Here is a 13305-nt window from a genome sequence, read left to right as displayed (position 1 = left end):
TATGAAAAAATGGAAAAAAATCCTGATATCTCTGATAACAGTCTTTGTACTGGCCATGCTTCCGGCAGAATCGGCAATTCTGCCTGGCACAGTCTGTGTTACAGAGGCCGCTCCCAGGATCAGTTCTTCCAGGCTAAGGCAGATCCTGACACAAAAAGATGCTTCCGAGCTTGCCAACGACACTCTGGATATGGCTGTTCCATATTGGGCTGATCTTCTCAAGGGCTCCGGCATCACCCTGCGCTCCCTAGGCTTTTCAACTACAAAATAAGCTTTTCCTAAAAACAGATCGAGCATACCCGGCAACACCCCTGGCTATTACAGCCAGGGGTGTTGTACTGTCAGCTGCTTTGCAGCCTATTCCGTTAATTCTTCCAGATTCTTTTTTAATTCGAGCATCTTGTCTCTCAACTCAGCAGCCTGCTCGAAATTCAGGTCTGCTGCCGCAGCACGCATCTGCTTCTCTACCTGAGCGATCACCTTCGTCAGTTCTTTTCGGTTCATGGATTCCGGATCCTTTTTAAGCTTCACTTCTGTCTCTGCCACCTTCTTCGAAACAGCGATCAGATCACGGACCGCCTTCTTGATCGTGGTCGGAGTGATGCCATGCTCCCTGTTGTAAGCCTCCTGTATCGCTCTCCTTCTTTCTGTCTCCGAGATTGCTTTTTCCATGGATTCTGTCATGTTATCCGCATACATGATCACATGGCCTTCGCTGTTCCGGGCAGCACGGCCGATAGTCTGTACCAGGGATGTTTCCGAACGAAGGAAGCCTTCCTTATCTGCATCCAAGATCGCTACCAGTGTAATCTCCGGAATATCCAGCCCTTCTCGCAGAAGGTTAATTCCAACCAGCACATCAAACACATCCAGTCGCATATCGCGGATGATCTCTGCACGCTCCAGAGTGTCAATATCTGAATGGAGGTATCGGACACGGATTCCCAGATCCTTCATATAATCGGTAAGGTCCTCTGCCATACGTTTGGTCAGGGTCGTGATCAGGACTTTGTTTTTCTTTTCTATTTCCTTATTTACTTCTGCTACAAGATCATCGATCTGTCCTTCGATCGGACGCACCTCCACCTTCGGATCAAGAAGCCCTGTAGGACGGATGATCTGCTCTGCGCGGAGAAGCTCATGGTCATATTCATATTCTCCCGGTGTCGCAGATACAAACATTACCTGGTCAAGCTTGTTCTCGAATTCATCAAAGCTCAATGGACGGTTATCCTTAGCAGACGGAAGTCGGAAGCCGTAATCCACCAGTGTCTGTTTACGGCTCTGATCACCGGCATACATACCGCCAACCTGGGGAACTGTCTTATGGGACTCATCTATAATAAGTAAAAAATCATCTCCGAAGTAATCCATCAGGGTATATGGCGGCTGTCCCGGTGCCAGCCCGGTCAGATGTCTGGAATAATTCTCGATTCCGGAACAGAATCCTGTTTCCTTCATCATTTCCACATCAAAGTTGGTTCTCTCGGCAATTCGCTGGGCCTCGATCAGCTTGTCCTCACTTTTGAAATATTCCACCTGATGTTTCATCTCTTCCAGGATGGCATCTGCCGCACGGCGGATCTGCTCCTGAGGCACAACATAATGGGACGCCGGAAAAATCGCCGCATGGCTTTCCACACTTTTGATCTCACCGGTAAGCACATCGATATCTGTGATCCGCTCGATCTCATCGCCAAAAAATTCCACACGCACTGCCCGGTCTGTAGAGTTAGCTGGAAAGATTTCCAGCACATCGCCACGCACCCGAAAAGTTCCTCTATGAAAATCCATCTCATTTCTTGTGTACTGGATATCGATCAGCTGTTTGATAACCTCATCACGGTCCTTCTCCATTCCAGGGCGAAGAGAGATCATCATATCAAAAAACTCCTGAGGTGCACCCAGGCCGTAAATACAGGATACCGACGAAACCACGATCACGTCTTTCCGCTCACATAAGGCCGCTGTGGCGGAAAGACGGAGCTTGTCGATCTCGTCGTTGGTGGATGCATCTTTGGCAATGTAGGTATCTGTTGAGGGGACGTAAGCCTCCGGCTGGTAGTAATCGTAGTAAGAGACAAAGTATTCCACTGCATTCTCAGGGAAGAATTCCTTCATCTCGCCATAAAGCTGTGCCGCCAGTGTTTTATTGTGTGCAAGTACCAGAGTTGGTTTATTTAACTGGGCAATGACATTCGCCATTGTGAAAGTCTTACCTGAGCCAGTAACACCAAGCAAAGTCTCGAACTGGTTGCCTTCTTTAAATCCCTCGACCAATTTCTCAATTGCCTGAGGCTGGTCTCCTGTGGGTTTGTATGGGGCTTTTAATTTAAAAGCATGTCCGCCCTGTGGGCTGCTTTTATGAGCAAGTAGCTGACTATTGTCAGCGGATTGCGAATGTCCTTTTTCTGCATTCATGGTAAATCCCTCCATTTGCGACTTTTACTATGATCATTATCAGCCAAAAATTCGTATCCAGATTCGTGACGAAAAGCTCATTTTTATAGTGAATAGATGTGTTTCCCACCTCGTTACGAATAAAAGTCACAAAACTGATTTTTGCGGATAAAACAGCACTCGGAAATACCTGATGATACCAGGCTCCGGTTCTGTCATATTTTTACTGTTTGTTCTTGTAACAGTCCCTATTATATCAAATAAATTTTTGAAAGTATATAGATTAACGCAAGAAAAAAGTACAAATGTTCGATTCTTATTTGTACTTTTTTCTATCACTACTATTCTATTTTTTATCATGCTGCGTTGAAATATTCCTCCAGGATTAAGTCTATTTCAATCACTTTCGATACTTCACTCAATATGATAAGTTTGCGTAAACGCAAAGAAACAGCGACTTTGAAAAGTTATCCCGCTTTTGCTTACCATATTATTTTCTTAAATTAACATTCATGTAACGCCCAATATTACGCAAATTCATCGAGTCCTCTACAAACTGAAGTTCATCCCAATATGCAGACCTTTGATTATACACGCTTATAAATTATTGGTTCATCATATCCAAAAGTTCTCTTCCCATTAACTTCCATGCTTTCCGATACTTCCAGAAAATTGTTGGAAAACTTTTCCCAAAGTTTGAATGTCATTACCGGAGAGAACTGGCTTGTGCTGCCTCCCTCCCAAATTCCGTCCTTTTCATGATAAAGTGCCGGATTAAATTTTTCAGATTTTTCTAGTTTAGAGTAATCAACATTCTTCATAGAATCATATGAAAATGTATTTTTATCTTCTCCTTTTGGAATTTTATAAGAAGAAAGTAAAATTCCCTGTTCTATTTCCGTGATAAGGAAAAGATGTGGAGATGCATGACGTTTTCCATTAATTTCATAATAACTCTCTTCAACAACAAATTTTCCTTTGAAATCTTCAGGAAGGTTATTTATTTTGTCATTACAGATTGTATTTACATGTTCCGCATATGGATATGTTTTCCCTTCTGCCTGCATCTTATTAAATTGATCCTTATTATCAAAATGTCCTGTCATCATTCCTACAAAATTATCAAGTTTCATCATATACTTTACCTCCTGGTATTTGCCTAATCACACTATTCCTCTTTTGCTTTTGCCATACTGGCGATATCTCCCACTCCATTCAATACCATTGTCGGAAGATAAGCATAAGTTTTGAGTGTATCCTTCGTTGAACATCCAGAGAGAACCAATACAGTAGACATACCACTTTCCATTCCTGAAATCACATCTGTATCCATACGATCCCCAACCATTACAGCTTCTGCTGAATGACATCCAAGCATATTCAATCCTGTTCTCATCATCAGTGGATTCGGTTTCCCACAGAAATATGCCTGTATACCTGTTGCCATTTCAATTGGGGCAATCAATGCACGACAGGCAGGAGCGATTCCGTTCTCGATTGGTCCGGAAACATTCGAGTTTGCTCCAGTCAACTTAGCTCCCTTCAGAACTAAATTCGTTGCTTTCGTTAAGGTATCCAATGAATAGGATCATCCCTCTCCCACAACAACATAATCCGGATTTACATCATTCATTGTAATGCCAACATCATAAAGTGCATTTAAGAGATCTGCTTCTCCTATCACAAATGCCGAACAGCCTGCCGCCTGTTCTTTTAAAAATGTGGCTGTTGCCAATGCACTGGTATAAAAATGTTCTTCTGGCACATCAAGTCCCATCCTAGCCAGTTTCTGATTTAATTCTCGTGTGTATATCCACTATTATTTGTCAAAAACAAATATTCTTTCTTTTCATCATGCAACCACTGGATGAATTCTGGAACACCTGGCAATATCTGATTGCCATGATAGATCACACCATCCATATCACAGATGAATCCTTTTTTTTCATTAAAATCGATTATGGATTTTATCATGTTCATATGCGCCCTGCCTTTCTTGTTTCTTTAGAATACACCTTACTCTTTTCATAATAAAATAAAGCGCTATTTTCTACAAATATTTTTATATTATATCATCCACACATAAAATCAAATACATAGTACTGTGAAATCAAAGTAAATATTTCTATCAACAGAACCTTTTATGACAACATCTCTTTCACACAAATACTCCGATAATCACTCGGTGATATTTTATATCTTTCTTTAAATACTCGGTTAAATGTTCTCTGACTTTCAAATCCACTATCCAGACAAATGTTTGTAATAGAATCACTCGTATTTTCCAAACGATGGCATGCATAGTTCAGCCTTGCATCGTTAAGATATTGATTAAAGTTTCTATGGAATGTTTTGGAAAAGAGTCTGGATAAAACATATTTGCTCACCCCCAGATCTTTTGCCATCTCTTCCAGCGAAAATTTCTTCTTAAAATTTGCTGATATATAGGAAACTGTCTGGTAAATAAGATCGTTGCTCCCCACACTGCTCTTTTCTACCAAATTTAATTTTCCTATGCAGCGTGCCAACACAATTTGAAGATATGCCTGTGCAACAGTAATATCCGACTGTTCTGTCTCTAAAATTGCATTTATAACCCTATATACCTCCGGTTCAACCTTTTCCGCTTTGATGATTGGGTATTCAGGAGCCATGGATTGCATGATATCTGCAAATTTGGCTATCGTAAATGGCGATGCAATCAGATAAGTCGCTTTATTTACACCGGGTGTCAGTACCTGATAGTGATGAATAACATCTGGAAATACAAAGCCTATATCTCCTTTTTCCATATGGTATAGTTCCTGTCCGACACCAAGTTCTAATGATCCACTTGTTACACAAACGATCTCCAGTGCATTATGAAGATGTGGTTCAATATGTTTTGACTTCCTATTTATTGCTATAATCTCCTCTTTTGTGTCAACATATTTTAACTGCATGAAATACTCCCCTTTGCAACATTTGTCTATATCTTCTTTCGATTTGGCAAGCAATCCTTTTACACCTATCTTATAATCAACTTGTAAATAAGGAAAGGAGGAATTGCAAATGAGCAACCTAAAAAAATATCTGAATGACCTTTTAGTATTCTACACTGAATATTTTGAGCATCCTTACCATGTATAAATACTAAAAGGACTATTTTGTGAAAACTGAATATTTTCTTAAGGCCATTTCACAAAAATGAAGTGGTCCTTTTTTATTTTCAAAATACAGTTCTATCACTTTATATATAGAAAAAAGCACTGTCTCATCGAGCAACGACCAGACAACGCTTTCTCCTGTCAATTCTAATTTATGTCTAATGCATCTGTTACTTCATCTGCAGCAATTCCTTTTTCTGCTTTCAGTTTTTTATTTGCATCTTCTACATTCATTCTTGAAAGTACAAACATAATCAATACATCAAAGATTAACGGAAGCCAAAGATACATAAACTGCATCATATCAAGTGCAGACTGCGGCTGAGTTGCATTTGTTCCGATATATCCACTGAACTCAAGCATCCATCCAACAACAGCGGTTCCAATACCTCCACCGATTTTTACACCAAGAGAAGTACAAGAGTACATCGTTCCGTCAATTCTCTTTCCCTGCGTAAGATAAGTGTATTCAGAGCAGGATGCGATAACTGCATTCATATCTCCTTGCCATGGTCCCTGACCTAAGGCTGCAAGAGCTGTAAATGCCATCATCAGCGGAACACTGCCCATATATCCGGCAACAACAACAAGTGCTCTACCGATGACTGCTAAGACGTAACCTCTTAAGTTCAGTTTATACATACCTTTCCACTTACCAACTAATGTCGGTGTGAAAATCAGGGCAATGATCAGTGGAATATTTACTGCCCATGCAAATTGTCCAAACAAATTCTTATTTTTCAGTACCCATGTCATGTAATAAATGCCAGCTCCAATCATGGCACCATATAACTGCTGTAAAATATATGTTCCACAAATCATCATGTAATATTTGTTTTTGACAAGAAGCTTGAATGCCTGTACCATTCCGTACTTTTCATTATCATTCTTTACTTCTCCTTCATTAAGTTCTTCCTCCGGAAGTTCCTTAACAGAAAGTGCTGAAATCGTATTTACGACAAGACCAATGATTGCATAGATAATAGCAACCGTTCTCCATGCCGCAGCGTCTCCACCACATTTATCTACAAATCCAACTGTAATCGCCTGAATCAGAAGACTTGTTGAAAATGCAAAAATAAAACGGTAAGATCCCATCTGTACACGCTCTTTGCTGTTCTTTGTAATCAGTGACGTAAGTGCTGAATAAGCAATATTGTTTGCTGTATAAAACACACCATTTAACAGTGTATAAGAGATAAAGAACCATGCATATTTAGCCGTTGTTCCCAAGCTGACTGGTATTGCAAAACAGCAGACCAGCGTAATGGCACAACCAATATATCCGTATAGCATCCAGGGTTTCGCTTTTCCCATTTTACTGTGTGTTTTGTCAATCATTGATCCAAAAAATATATCCGTAAAACCATCAAATAGTTTTGATACGGCAATCAGGGTACCTACGACACCTGCAGCAAGTCCTACTGAGTCCGTCAGATAGACCATCATAAAAGATGTCAGGAACGCATAGACTACATTACCTGCAATATCGCCTGATCCATATCCAATTTTGTTATACCATTTCAAATACTTTTTTTCTTCCATCGAATTTCTTTGCTCCTCATCTTCATCGCACTTAGAATTTCAAGATGTCTAACAGAGTATGATGTCTAATTCTAGTTTTTTCTCTGTTTTTGTCTGATTGCTCTGTATATCCGGACTTTACATAACAATCAGACTCTCTTTCCTTGTTTACGGGTTACATGAAACTTTATTATCCCTTTACATACGGTATCAGTGTAAACTGAAACCGGAATAATACATCATCAAATCGGTACTGATCCAATACAACTGGACCACAACTATTAGAACCAATGCCATTTAATGCGTAGTCAACGCAAAATACTACACTATCTGATTCTGTCAGTTCATAATTATGCGTTTTCTTCTCAAGTTCTTCCTGCGTATAATAAGAAGCATTGAATGAAAATGCCTTTTCTGCGGATGCCACAATTCCATATCGGCTGTTGTTAAGCTCCACATATTCACAATCATAATGGCTTCCATTTTCCTGTGGACGGATATAGTCCTCATGTAAATCCCCTACATCTGCCCGGTACAAACCGTGGCTCGCAGCCTGATGTTTGTCACAATAGCTTTCCTGTGGTCCCATTCCAAAGTATCGTGCAGCTGAAAGTTTTTTATCCAGGAACATCCTCACACCAAATCTCGGAAGATCCGGGAATTCATCGTCTTTTGTTACTGCAATATCTGCATCAATCTTTCCAGCAGCTTCTATTTTCCATGTAATCGTCACATCAAGAATCTTCTGTACTGTCTCTGCCACAACGGAAGCATGGCTTGTAATCTTCACACCATGTTTTCCCTGCACAACCTCTGTCGTATAGGCTCTTGTGTAAGCCTTATCATAGTGGGCTTTCTTCCATTCAGACTTGATGTACATATCGTTATCTGTTGGAGCTCTCCAAATATTTAATTCCATCGGATGGTTCAAGTATTCCCGCCCTGCGAATTTCATCTCTGTAAAGAGTGCAGTACGTTTGTCTATGGTATAAGCAAATTCACGCCCCTTGATATGAATCTGTGTATCATTTTCATTTACCTGTAATTCAGAGTCCACTACTGTTTTTGATATCCATTTCTCTGCAAGTTTACATTTTGTATCCTCTTTACTTACCTCAATTTCATCAAATCCAAGAATATGGTCTTCATCCAACAGTGGCAATTCTTTTTTCAGATGGTAAATAAGTTTTAAATAACATTTCCCATTCTCTGGAACATTGATCTTCAGGTTTGTTTTTCCTTCCCCATGTGGTGCCACAGAAAACTCCGGAAGTATGCCTTTGCTGATCACAAGACCATCCTGTGTCAGCTCATAACTAATCTTCACATAATCTTTCAAGTCATCAAAATCCATGTAGTTATGAAGCACCAGTTCTCCGCTTTCTTTGTTATAGGAAATAACTCTTGCCGGGCGATAAACATTCTTGTATTCCAAAAGTCCTGTATGTACCGTTCTGTCCGGATATACTAATCCATCCATACAGAAGTTGCCATCATGAATTTCTTCGCCATGGTCGCCCCCATAAGCATATATAGTCTTTCCATTCTCAGCAGTTCCATGAGCAATCGCATGGTCACACCATTCCCAGACAAAGCCGCCGCACATTTTATCATTATCCTGAATCATCTGGAAGTAATCTTCAAAATCTCCAGGTCCGTTTCCCATGCTGTGACAGTACTCTACCAAAAGAAAGGGTTTGCTTCCATCTTTATCCAGATATTCCTGAATTTCGGAAAGCGCTGGGTACATCCGGCTGTACACATCCAGATTGCTGTAATCATATGTTTCATCATAATTACGGTATCTTGCACTCTCATATTGTGTGATACGGTCTGGATCAAAATTCTTTGTCCATTCCAGTGCTTTTTCAAAGTTGCAGCCATAAGCACTCTCATTTCCCATTGACCACATAACAATACAGAAACGGTTTTTGTCACGTTCTACCATGAGTTTTACGCGATCAACGATTGCCTCTTCCCATACCGGATCATCTGCAATCTTCTCATTCCATCGTTTGAACCGATTGTAATCAGTGTCTTCTTTTCTGTAGATCATAAATGGACCATGAGCTTCAATATCTGCTTCATCTATTACCATGAATCCATACTTGTCACACATTTCATAGAAAAATGGTGCGTTCGGATAGTGGCTGGAACGGATTGCGTTAAAATTATGCTGCTTCATTAACGTAAGATCGGTTGTAATCTGTTCCGGATTGATTGTAAATCCAGTAACCGGATCAGAATCATGTCGATTGACACCACGGAATTTAATCTTCTGTCCATTTAAATAAATAACCTGGTCTTTAATCTCTATCTTTCTTAATGCAATGTGATCTACAATTACTTCATTCTCTGTTTCAAGAATCAGTTTATATAGATATGGATTTTCTGTATTCCAAAGTTCCGGACTTGCGATTTCTAATACAGCTGTTCCTTCTTCAGCAATACTTCCTAGTGCTACAACTGCTCCGTTTCTATCTTCAATCGAAATTTTTACATTTAACGGAGAGTAGAATTTCATTTCAATTTCTACTTTCGCAAGCATATCCTCAATTCTTGTTTTAATATGATAATCACTGATTGCCTGTTTTGGGCGTTTCAAAATGTACACATCCCGGAAAATACCACTCATACGGAATTTGTCCTGATCTTCCAAATAGGAACCATCACACCACTTCATTACCAACACTGCCACCGTATTCGTTCCATCCTGAAGTACATCGGTAACATCAAACTCACTGGTCATATGCGAAACCTGGCTGTATCCTATGTAAGAGCCATTGATCCATACGTAAAAGCAACTGTCTACTCCTTCAAAGTTCAAAAAAGATTTTGGCGCTTTCTCATCTCTACTGTACTCAAAAGTATGTACATAGACTCCACACGGAATGTCCTGTGGCACATATGGTGGATCAAACGGAAATGGATACCGGATGTTTGTATACTGGTGTGTATCATATCCAGCCATCTGCCATACACTTGGAACCTGAATCTCATCAAAATTTTCTGTATCATAATTCTTCTCAAAGAAAGAATCCTGAATGTCATAGATGCTGTTAAAATACTGGAATTTCCAAGTTCCATTCAATAACTGCATACGATCTGACTCTTCTCTGTGTTCCACCAAGTTATCCATTCTTCTGGATACCGGAATATAATAGGCTCTGGCTGGCATTGTGTTTTCGTGCAGTACGCTTAGATTTTCATAATAACGTGGTACGATCATAAATAGCTCTCCTCCAATACATATACTTTTTTGTTCTTTGTTTTCCTAAAGCAAACCTTATACTTTACTTTTTGTTTACGTTCCTTAGTTATGCTATATATAGCTTATCCTAATTCGCAAAATATGTCTATGAATTGGATTAGACAAAATATGCACTAAATGATACAATGATAAAAAGTACGAAAAGAGGTGCTGTCCTATGTATTTGAACACCGGTTATTTGAACCACTCACATATGGATTTCAAAGACAAAAGTCGTCCGCTGATTGTAGGTAGCTGTGGTACTTACCGTCTTTCCAGACATCCCAAACTTCCGACCTACCGTCCAAAGGGTCGTCTGGATTATCAGATTATATATATCACTGCTGGTTGTGGGCATTTTCATTTTGATAATGTAAATAATGAAACGATTGTTCCAGCCGGCAACATTGTACTGTACAGACCGAAAGAACTCCAAAAATATGAATATTACGGAGAAGATAAGACAGAAGTATACTGGATTCACTTCACAGGAAGCAATGTGAAAAATATCTTACGTCAATATGGGTTTCCGGATAAAGAACGTGTCTTTCAAGTGGGTACATCTAATGAATATGAACAAATTTTCAAACGTATCATTATCGAGCTGCAACGCTGTCAAGACAATTATGAGGAAATGCTTGTCCTTTTGCTACGTCATCTTCTGATCAGTTTCCACCGGGAACTGACAAGAGAGCACATATTAAAAAATGAATACCTTGATCATGAGATGGATAATGCTGTTACCTTTTTCAGTGAAAACTACAATCAAAATATCAATATTGATGATTATGCTGCCTCACGAGGCATGAGTGTCAGCTGGTTTATCCGAAATTTCAAAAAATATACCGGTTCTACACCAATGCAATTCATTGTGGGAATCCGCATCAACAATGCTCAGATGTTACTTGAAACAACAACTTATTCCATCCATGAGATTTCTAAGATTGTCGGATATGATAACCAGCTTTATTTCAGTCGGCTTTTTCACAAGTTGAAAGGATATTCGCCGAGAGAATACCGAAAAATAAGAAATAGGTTATGAAATCTATAATGTCATAAAAAGTGAACTACTCGGCAACTTAGTTACCAGAGCATCTGAAATCTGGCGGGATACCGCCTTTTTTCAGGGTGCGTCCATGACACCAATACTGCTTGCCTTTCGGCTATACAGCTACTTTTATTACTTCTGGATTTTTTAGTCCGGTTACGGACAGTTCCTTCTGCTTTCCGGATACGGAAAGATATTTCCGCAGGATATTAAATGCGCCTACTGCATCTGCATTGTAGCTTACTCTGTCAGTTATATACATACCCCGTTCTTTTCGGTTTGTTGCTTCTGCATATCTTTTTGATACTTCCGGTGATAACGGACTGCACTGGCTGGTATAGCTTTCCTCCTGTTTTATCAATTGGATCCCATACAGTTTCAGCTTATATCCCAGCATGATATAAAGCCTGTTATATGGCAGTCCGTGAAACTTCTGGTTGACTTTATGCCCCATATCTTTCTCTTTACGGATATTTCGGATATCTCCCACAACCACACAGCGGATATCTTCTTTTCTGCAGTATTCTGCAATCCATCTGGTCACTTTATGAAGATAATCCTTCACTGTATTCTGCTTTTTTCTGTAAAGTCTCTGGATATGTTTCGATGATCCTGGATATCTTATCCCTCTTTCCGATTGCTGCGCATACCAAACAGACTGCACTCTGGCGATCTCTTTATGAAAGTATCTTTCCAATGAAAGATATTTCCTTCCAAGGATAAAAGTCCGGCCATTTCCGGAATCATAACAGGTCATCAGATTATGAAGTCCAGGATCAATAGATAAATAATGTCCATTCTGGGAAAGCTGCTCTGGTCCTTCAATCTCATAGATAACGATAAGGTCACATTTTCCGTTTTCCGGCGGATAGATCCGCAATTGTTTTATATGATCCATGTCCCTGAAAATCTTATTTTCAAGATATAGAAATCTTTCATGGATCCCATAGGTTTCTTCCATATAGATTTTCAGATCCTTTGGCAGAGACAGCCGCAGCTGGTCTGAACCTTTCTCATGCCGGATCCCCATCTGCATGTATGTGACCGGGATATTGTCCTGTTTAAAACGGGGCGGATTTGGATCTTTGATCCCTCCGGTCTTTTTCAGGACATAGAAAGATCTCCATGCTTTGTCCAGCTGCTTGCAGGTCTCCTGTGCTGTCTGTGACGGAAGCTGTCTGTACCACAGATCTCCTTTATGCGCTTTTTTCTGATAATACCAGTCAGGATACTTTTCCAGTCCCAGCTCTTTATAATGATGACGTTCGTAGTTGCAGACATTCCAGAGTTTGGAAGCTGCATAACACATATGCCCTATGATATTGGAATATTCCGGCCGGATCTTTACAGATGTTCTGTGTGACAGCAGCATTCCTCTTCCCCCTTTGGACAGCTATGCAGATAGAAATCTACACTCCACCTTGGTTTAATACGACTTGCTCTGATGCTCAATATAACGGCGGATATTTTCCTCCGATACAGATCCGATCGTTTCCACATAATAGGAATGGTTCCACAGCTCTCCCTTCCATAGCTGGTCTCTTATTTCCGGAAAACGTTCGAACAGTTTTCTGCCGGTGATCCCCTTCAGATACTTGACAATCGCTGTTATGGACAGTTTTGGTGGAGCTGATACAAAACAGTGGACATGATCACCTTCACCACATTCAAATAAATGAACAGTAAAACCTTTATCCTCAGCGATCTGCTGCACCAGTTCCTTTAGGTATTCCTCAATTTCTGGGTTTAATATCTTCCGCCGGTATTTCACCGACCACACCATATGGTAATTAATATTACACACACAAGTCCTGTAATGTATTAGATTTTCTTTCATACATATAGTATAACATAACAAGTAGAAATGCGCAATAAAAAACGAACATATTTTCGATTGATTATATGCCGGTTACGGCATTAATACCAAGGGATTGGGA

At 39.9% G+C, this 13305-nt stretch carries 9 protein-coding genes and 1 pseudogene; 2 read left to right on the top strand and 8 right to left on the bottom strand.

All coding sequences use genetic code 11. The features are described from left to right. Nucleotide 1: 1 nt before the first annotated feature. Nucleotides 2-271, top strand: a complete 270-nt coding sequence (locus G5B06_RS04390) for a hypothetical protein (protein ID WP_173762409.1) — start codon at nt 2-4, stop codon at nt 269-271. Nucleotides 272-357: 86 nt separating this feature from the next. On the opposite strand, the gene uvrB is transcribed toward G5B06_RS04390, so the two are convergent. From uvrB to G5B06_RS04360, 6 genes and pseudogenes are all read right to left on the bottom strand, one after another. Then, on the bottom strand, nt 358-2436 hold the full coding sequence (gene uvrB / locus G5B06_RS04385; RefSeq protein WP_173762410.1) for an excinuclease ABC subunit UvrB: 2079 nt from the start codon (nt 2434-2436) through the stop codon (nt 358-360). A gap of 551 nt (nt 2437-2987) precedes the next feature. Further along, nucleotides 2988-3536 carry a hypothetical protein gene (locus tag G5B06_RS04380; protein WP_015527045.1) on the bottom strand — a complete coding sequence of 183 codons (549 nt, stop codon included), beginning with the start codon at nt 3534-3536 and terminating at the stop codon, nt 2988-2990. Between the two features lie 32 nt (nt 3537-3568). Beyond that, nucleotides 3569-4380 (bottom strand): annotated as a pseudogene (locus G5B06_RS19580) (HAD-IIA family hydrolase). A 161-nt stretch (nt 4381-4541) separates the two neighbouring features. Beyond that, the gene (locus G5B06_RS04370) at nt 4542-5342 is read right to left on the bottom strand and encodes a helix-turn-helix transcriptional regulator (RefSeq protein ID WP_173771435.1); all 801 of its coding nucleotides are present in this window, start codon (nt 5340-5342) and stop codon (nt 4542-4544) included. A gap of 351 nt (nt 5343-5693) precedes the next feature. After that, the gene (locus tag G5B06_RS04365; RefSeq protein ID WP_114002010.1) at nt 5694-7091 is read right to left on the bottom strand and encodes an MFS transporter; all 1398 of its coding nucleotides are present in this window, start codon (nt 7089-7091) and stop codon (nt 5694-5696) included. Between the two features lie 169 nt (nt 7092-7260). Next, nucleotides 7261-10299, bottom strand: coding sequence for a glycoside hydrolase family 2 TIM barrel-domain containing protein (locus G5B06_RS04360; RefSeq protein WP_173771433.1), 3039 nt, complete (start codon nt 10297-10299; stop codon nt 7261-7263). A gap of 199 nt (nt 10300-10498) precedes the next feature. Between G5B06_RS04360 and G5B06_RS04355 the strand changes: the two genes are divergently transcribed. Continuing rightward, nucleotides 10499-11362, top strand: a complete 864-nt coding sequence (locus tag G5B06_RS04355) for an AraC family transcriptional regulator (RefSeq protein WP_044961974.1) — start codon at nt 10499-10501, stop codon at nt 11360-11362. 121 nt (nt 11363-11483) lie between these two features. On the opposite strand, the gene G5B06_RS04350 is transcribed toward G5B06_RS04355, so the two are convergent. Continuing rightward, on the bottom strand, nt 11484-12740 hold the full coding sequence (locus G5B06_RS04350; protein ID WP_244092655.1) for an RNA-guided endonuclease InsQ/TnpB family protein: 1257 nt from the start codon (nt 12738-12740) through the stop codon (nt 11484-11486). A 54-nt stretch (nt 12741-12794) separates the two neighbouring features. Continuing rightward, nucleotides 12795-13205, bottom strand: a complete 411-nt coding sequence (tnpA, locus tag G5B06_RS04345) for an IS200/IS605 family transposase (RefSeq protein WP_180214424.1) — start codon at nt 13203-13205, stop codon at nt 12795-12797. Nucleotides 13206-13305 lie beyond the last annotated feature (100 nt).

Origin of the sequence: Blautia luti (assembly GCF_013304735.1) — a bacterium.
In the GTDB taxonomy this organism is placed as follows: Bacteria; Bacillota; Clostridia; order Lachnospirales; family Lachnospiraceae; genus Blautia_A.
The sequence above is the reverse complement of the archived record's forward strand: the minus strand, read 5'-3'. Positions and strand labels throughout refer to the sequence as shown.

What these genes read in the sequence shown, in the direction of transcription:
- G5B06_RS04390 (WP_173762409.1), top strand. Translation starts at nt 2, where the DNA reads ATGAAAAAATGGAAAAAAATCCTGATATCTCTGATAACAGTCTTTGTA.
- uvrB (WP_173762410.1), bottom strand. Translation starts at nt 2,436, where the DNA reads ATGGAGGGATTTACCATGAATGCAGAAAAAGGACATTCGCAATCCGCT.
- G5B06_RS04380 (WP_015527045.1), bottom strand. Translation starts at nt 3,536, where the DNA reads ATGATGAAACTTGATAATTTTGTAGGAATGATGACAGGACATTTTGAT.
- G5B06_RS04370 (WP_173771435.1), bottom strand. Translation starts at nt 5,342, where the DNA reads ATGCAGTTAAAATATGTTGACACAAAAGAGGAGATTATAGCAATAAAT.
- G5B06_RS04365 (WP_114002010.1), bottom strand. Translation starts at nt 7,091, where the DNA reads ATGGAAGAAAAAAAGTATTTGAAATGGTATAACAAAATTGGATATGGA.
- G5B06_RS04360 (WP_173771433.1), bottom strand. Translation starts at nt 10,299, where the DNA reads ATGATCGTACCACGTTATTATGAAAATCTAAGCGTACTGCACGAAAAC.
- G5B06_RS04355 (WP_044961974.1), top strand. Translation starts at nt 10,499, where the DNA reads ATGTATTTGAACACCGGTTATTTGAACCACTCACATATGGATTTCAAA.
- G5B06_RS04350 (WP_244092655.1), bottom strand. Translation starts at nt 12,740, where the DNA reads ATGCTGCTGTCACACAGAACATCTGTAAAGATCCGGCCGGAATATTCC.
- tnpA (WP_180214424.1), bottom strand. Translation starts at nt 13,205, where the DNA reads ATGAAAGAAAATCTAATACATTACAGGACTTGTGTGTGTAATATTAAT.